This window comes from Oceanobacillus sp. MO10714A, from assembly GCF_037072045.1.
GTDB classification, from domain to species: Bacteria; Bacillota; Bacilli; order Bacillales; family Amphibacillaceae; genus Oceanobacillus; species Oceanobacillus indicireducens.
Window position 1 is genome coordinate 1 of record NZ_JAXHDC010000082.1, and the last position, 6120, is coordinate 6120.

At 37.5% G+C, this 6120-nt stretch carries 5 protein-coding genes; 3 read left to right on the forward strand and 2 right to left on the reverse strand.

The annotated features are described in order from the left end of the window. The first annotated feature begins 9 nt into the window (after positions 1–9). Both SPD53_RS19280 and copZ read left to right on the forward strand, forming a co-directional pair. The gene (locus tag SPD53_RS19280; protein WP_336253519.1) at positions 10–2394 is read left to right on the forward strand and encodes a heavy metal translocating P-type ATPase; all 2385 of its coding nucleotides are present in this window, start codon (positions 10–12) and stop codon (positions 2392–2394) included. Between the two features lie 36 nt (positions 2395–2430). After that, positions 2431–2637: a copper chaperone CopZ gene (copZ, locus tag SPD53_RS19285; RefSeq protein ID WP_147666856.1), complete on the forward strand. Its 207-nt coding sequence runs from the start codon at positions 2431–2433 to the stop codon at positions 2635–2637. A gap of 144 nt (positions 2638–2781) precedes the next feature. Here copZ and SPD53_RS19290 read toward each other — a convergent pair whose 3' ends face one another. Both SPD53_RS19290 and SPD53_RS19295 read right to left on the reverse strand, forming a co-directional pair. Beyond that, entirely contained in the window at positions 2782–3078 is a 297-nt protein-coding gene (locus tag SPD53_RS19290) for a hypothetical protein (RefSeq protein WP_336253516.1), read from the reverse strand. A gap of 395 nt (positions 3079–3473) precedes the next feature. Further along, entirely contained in the window at positions 3474–4988 is a 1515-nt protein-coding gene (locus tag SPD53_RS19295; RefSeq protein WP_336253517.1) for a multicopper oxidase domain-containing protein, read from the reverse strand. A gap of 437 nt (positions 4989–5425) precedes the next feature. On the opposite strand from SPD53_RS19295, the gene SPD53_RS19300 reads away from it, so the two are divergent. After that, on the forward strand, positions 5426–6058 hold the full coding sequence (locus tag SPD53_RS19300) for a YdhK family protein (protein ID WP_336253518.1): 633 nt from the start codon (positions 5426–5428) through the stop codon (positions 6056–6058). Positions 6059–6120: the final 62 nt, after the last annotated feature.

A 6120-nucleotide genomic window follows, 5' to 3' on the forward strand; every position in this document is an offset into this window, starting at 1 on the left:
GGAATTATTATGAGTGAAACAAATCATACAACACTTGGTGTAACAGGGATGACCTGTGCAGCCTGTTCTAATCGTGTTGAAAAGGTTTTGAATAAAATGGATGGGGTCAAGGCTCAAGTTAATTTAACAACAGAAAAGGCATCGATAGATTATGATCCAGAGAAAACCTCTATTGAAGACATATCGAAAAAAATAGAGAATGTTGGTTATGGTGTTCTAACGGAGAAAACAGACCTTGATGTCTTTGGAATGACTTGTGCAGCTTGCTCTACCCGTATTGAAAAAGTATTGAACAAACAAGATGGAGTAAAACATGCAACTGTTAATCTAACGACAGAAAGTGCAACGATTGAATATAATCCGGGGTTAGTTGATGTAAAATCATTGGTTGATAAAATCAAAAATGTTGGCTATGATGCTAAACCAAAGGCAGAAGCGAAAGAAAAACAAACTTATAAAGAAAAACAACTAAAAAATATGAAGACGAAATTAATTATTTCAGTCTTACTATCTGCACCATTATTATTAACAATGCTTGTTCATTTATTTGGGATGAGTATACCAGATATCTTCATGAACCCGTGGTTCCAATTTGCTTTGGCGACACCAGTTCAATTCATCATTGGATGGCAATTTTATGAAGGTGCATATAAGAACCTACGTAATGGTGGGGCAAACATGGATGTACTTGTTGCTTTAGGTACAAGTGCGGCTTATTTCTATAGTTTATACGAAGCATTTATGACTATTGGCAATCCAGAATATATGCCACATTTATACTTTGAAACCAGTGCTGTTTTGATTACGTTAATTTTGTTTGGTAAATATTTGGAAACGAGAGCGAAAAGTCAAACAACAAATGCTTTATCCAAATTGCTTAATTTACAAGCAAAAGAAGCTCGTGTAATTAGAGATGGTAAAGAATTAATGATTCCTGTAGAAGAAGTTGTCGTTGGAGATCGCTTAATTGTCAAACCGGGAGAAAAGATACCGGTAGATGGTATGGTTGTAAAAGGTAGAACTTCGGTAGATGAATCCATGCTTACAGGAGAATCAATTCCAATTGAAAAGGATTCAGGGGCAAAATTAATTGGATCTACTATTAATAAAAATGGCTCCATTGAAATGGAAGCAACAAAAGTAGGAAAAGATACGGCCCTTGCATCTATTGTCAAGGTCGTGGAAGAAGCTCAAGGATCAAAGGCGCCAATTCAACGATTAGCGGATGTTATTTCAGGTTATTTCGTTCCAATAGTGGTCGGTATTGCTATCCTTACTTTTATTATATGGATTACTTTAGTCGAGCCGGGTCAGTTAGAACCTGCTTTAGTTGCAGCAATTGCTGTACTTGTTATTGCCTGTCCATGCGCTTTAGGACTTGCAACACCAACATCCATTATGGTCGGAACAGGAAAAGCTGCAGAAAGTGGAATCTTATTTAAAGGTGGGGAACACCTAGAGGGAACACATGAGTTAGAAGCAATCGTACTTGATAAGACGGGTACAATCACAAAAGGAAAACCAGAAGTAACTGATTTTTCAGGTGATGAAGAGACATTACAATTATTGGCTAGTGCAGAAAAAGGGTCTGAACATCCACTTGCAGAAGCAATTGTGGCATACGCTACAGAGAATAATATCGACTTTTTGGAAGTAGAACATTTCGAGGCAGTACCGGGTCACGGTATTGAAGCAAAAATTTCTGGAAAAAACATTCTTGTTGGTAATAGAAAGTTAATGAATGATCATCAAATTAATACAGCAGGTTATGAAGAAAAATTAGTTAATTATGAAACTGATGGTAAAACAGCGATGTTGATTGCCATTGATGGTGAGTACCGGGGAACAGTTGCTGTTGCAGATACTATAAAAGAAACGGCTCCAGAGGCTATTAAGCAATTGAAAGATTTAGGAATAGAAGTGTTTATGTTAACAGGTGATAATGAAAGAACAGCCAAAGCAATAGCAAAACAAGTTGGAATTGATCAGGTAATCGCTGAAGTATTACCTGAAGAAAAAGCAGCTAAAGTAAAAGCAATCCAAGAACAAGGTAAGAAAGTTGCAATGGTTGGGGATGGTGTTAATGATGCACCTGCACTTGTTACAGCGGATATTGGGATTGCCATTGGAACTGGTACAGAAGTAGCAATTGAGGCTGCTGATGTTACGATTCTTGGTGGTGAGCTATTGCTTATATCGAAGGCGATTAAAATCAGTCATGCAACGATTCGAAATATCCGTCAAAACCTTTTCTGGGCATTCGGATATAATACAGCCGGAATACCAGTTGCAGCAATTGGATTACTTGCACCGTGGATTGCTGGTGCAGCAATGGCGTTAAGTTCAGTAAGTGTTGTTACTAACTCACTTCGTTTAAAAAGAGTGAAGTTATAAAATATATTAAATTTATTTAAAGGAGGTGAAAATATAATGGAAAAGAAAACATTAGACGTACAAGGCATGTCTTGTGGTCATTGCAAAATGTCAGTTGAAGGTGCATTGAAAAAATTAGATGGCGTGTCAGCAGCTGAGGTTAATTTGGAAGCTGGAAAAGTAGATGTTACTTTTGATGAATCAAAGGTAAATGTTGATGCCATGAAAGAAGCAATTGAAGAACAAGGCTATGATGTTGCCTAAATATACGAAAAAGGCTGGTTTTCGCAGAGAAGACCAGCCTTTTAATATACATTTCAAAAGGTATGAGGGTGGTTTCATATTTGGATAAATAATGTTACTTTCACTAAGGGAACCAATATGTTAACCATTAGAAATTAGATAGTATTAAAGAACAAACTTTACCAACACTGACATCAACGTAAAAAATACTAAAATCCCAACAATAAAAATTGTAATCCAAAGAGCATTCCCTTTCTTTTGAAGAATTTTATACTCTTTATAAGTGATTTCTCCTTTTGCAAATCTTAACCCATTGTCATTCGGTTCAATAGAATAATGCTTTCCTTCTAAGTCCTCCAAAATAACTTTTGTAATTAAAGAGGACTTATTCCCCATTTCCGTTTCAAGACTTACCCAATCATTTAAACTACTTTGGACCTTAAAACAGTTGCCACCTGCCAAGTCAATCCTAATTAATTTGTATAAGGAGCTTTCCCATATCTTTTTGGACAGTTCATGAGTTTGTTGTTCAATAAAACTATAGGAAAAACACAAAATATCTCACCTCGACTTCACTTTTTCCCTAAAACAAGAAAGTTAATTAGGTGCAAATTTACTATTATTATATCATATGAAAATAATTTAAACTGTTAATTAAAATTCTAATATTTATATTTTTAGTGGAATTTTTCTAAGACGACAGTAGATGATTTCAAGGATACCTAAATAATTAATAATCATTAAGACACCTTCAGCTTTAACCAATGTCATAGAGCGAATTGTCAATGGAATAGAGAGGGGCTGTACGTAATCCAAAACAATTCCGTACAGCCCTTCTTAATGTTTATTCCGTAAAATTAGTATACTTCTACTTGCCCCATCATACCGTTATCCTCATGCTCTAGAATATGGCAATGGTACATATAGATTCCCTCTTCCGGAAAGGTGACGAGCAATCTGACTCGTTCGCCCGGTTCAATAAGAACACTATCTTTCAGCCCTTGTTCATTCGGAGCTGGTTCCCTTCCATCACGCGATATGATTTTGAACTGAGTACCATGAATATGGAATGGATGTATCATTCCCCCCATTTCGTCTGGCTTGTTATAAACTTCCCAAACTTCTGGGACTCCTTTCTTTTGCCGCAAGTCAATCCGTTCAGGATCGAATTTCTTGCCGTTGATGGTGACCTTATCCATCATTCCAAACAATTCAATCTCCTTGGTAACCGGCAAGGATTTCTCTTCTTCTGTAAGGAAGGTAGTGTCATCGGTCCAAGATATGGATTCCATTTCTCCCGTTCCGCCGTCGATATCCAAATCAAAAGGTAACAGAGCATTACCTTCTTCATCAGTAATGGCAATTGGCTCATCGGAATCCATCGCTGAAAAATCAATTAGGATTTCAGCACGCTCCGATGGGGACAGCGTAATCTCATCCATTTCAACCGGCTCATGCAATAACCCGCCATCTGAAGCAATCTGAGTAAATGTAGCTCCATTGCTTAAACGGAACGTGTAATTTCGGGCGTTCGCGCCGTTTAGGATTCGAAAACGCATCAACGGTTTTGTCACAGTCAGTTTCGGATTAAGCGTACCATTAACGAGCGATACATCTCCGATTGTTCCATCACTGTTCATCAGATTTTTATAATCCAGTTGCTTGTTTTTGTCAAAGAGACGATCCTGAAAAATGAGAGGGATATCATCTACACCATAAGTATGAGGTAAAGCAGGAGCTTCTCCATCCGTCTCCTCCACATAGAGCATTCCCGCAAGCCCTTTGAAAACTTGTTTAGCAGTTGATTTGTGTGGATGTGGGTGATACCACAATGTCGCTGCCGGCTGATCCGCTTTTAAGGTGACGATTTTACTTTCACCCGGCTGAATTACATCACTCGGACCACCATCCTCAGTTCCCGATACTTCAAGACCGTGCCAGTGAAAGGTTGTTGGTTCGTTTAATTCATTCCGGACCTTCACTTTAACGGTTTCCCCCTCTTTCAGCTGTAAAGTCGGACCCAACAAATTCCCATTATATCCGTAAGTATTGGTTGGAGAGCCATCAAAGAATTGCGTCGTGCCTTCTTGTGCGACTACCTCATAATCGAACTCTGAGTCCTCCTGTTTTTCTAACAGAGGTGGTATTACCAACTCCTGAGTTCCTTTGGAGGCTTGAAGAGGGGGGATATTATCATGGTCCATGTGTTCTTCCATACCTTCCATGTCTCCGTGGTTCATATCCATATTTTCTTCATGTTGCATTTCTCCAGACTCCATAGTTTGTTCTACGGACTGTTGTTCTGTTGTGATGTTTGTGCAACCCGTCAATATTAGCAACAAGCCTGCACCTGTCAATATACTTTTTTTCATTTGTTCGCTCCTTTATTCGTCAAGTATAAGTTGTTGAAAATATCATTTCGGTTTTTGCATTTTAGATTTCTGATGTGTTATTTAGTTGTAATCACCACGAGTTAGAAAACTACCTTTAATACATTTTCCTCCTTCCCTTACCATTCAATCTATCGCAATTATCATACCGAACAAATATCGAGAAATAATGCATAATTGGAGTAAAAACTAATCACTATTTAATTTAGATGTTGAGTATAAAATGGATTATTCTACTGAAATGTCATTGATATTAAATGACACTGGATTTTTTATAACCTTTTGTAATCCACTTGGAAAAGGGATGAAGATTTGTCTTAGAAATATTGTAATTCATATTTTGCAAAGTCTGCATATAATCTGCAAATTCACTGGTTAGAATATAAGCAAGCTTTATTTTATTAGGAGGGATTATTTAAATGCAAAGTAGAAAAATCGTAATAGGGATAATTACTATATTCACAGTACTTATCTTATCTGCATGTGCAGGTGCAAATGAAGGAGAAAATATAGAAACCGAATCTAATACGGAAGAAAATGTGGAATCCAATAATGATGAAATGGATATGGAAGAATCTGATACCAATGAAGATATGGAAGGCATGGATCATTCTGGTATGAACCATTCTAGCACTGGTGAAGTTCCTGAAGGCTTACAAGAAGCGGATAACCCTACTTATGAGGTTGGTAGCCAAGCTATAATTGAATCTGATCATATGCCGGGTATGAATGGTGCTGAGGCGACAATTGTTGGCGCATACGATACGACGGTATATACTATTTCCTACACACCAACTGGTGGAGAACCAGTAAAAAATCATAAATGGGTTATCCATGAAGAGATTGAAGAAGCAGGAGCTGAACCTTTTGAACCGGAAACTGAAGTTACTCTTAATGCAGACCACATGGAGGGTATGGACGGTGCAACTGCAGTAATCGATTCAGCGGAAGAAACAACCGTATATATGGTTGATTTTATAGCTACCGATTCTGGAGAAGAGGTGAAAAACCATAAATGGGTAACAGAAAGTGAATTATCACCAGTAGAATAAGTTTTAAATTAGGGACCTATCCGCAAATCGGGTAGGTTCTTTTTGTAGTAGTTGAATTATAA

Excerpts from the sequence above, each read along its gene's own strand:
- SPD53_RS19300 (WP_336253518.1), top strand. The coding sequence starts at position 5,426 with ATGCAAAGTAGAAAAATCGTAATAGGGATAATTACTATATTCACAGTA.
- SPD53_RS19280 (WP_336253519.1), top strand. The coding sequence starts at position 10 with ATGAGTGAAACAAATCATACAACACTTGGTGTAACAGGGATGACCTGT.
- copZ (WP_147666856.1), top strand. The coding sequence starts at position 2,431 with ATGGAAAAGAAAACATTAGACGTACAAGGCATGTCTTGTGGTCATTGC.
- SPD53_RS19295 (WP_336253517.1), bottom strand. The coding sequence starts at position 4,988 with ATGAAAAAAAGTATATTGACAGGTGCAGGCTTGTTGCTAATATTGACG.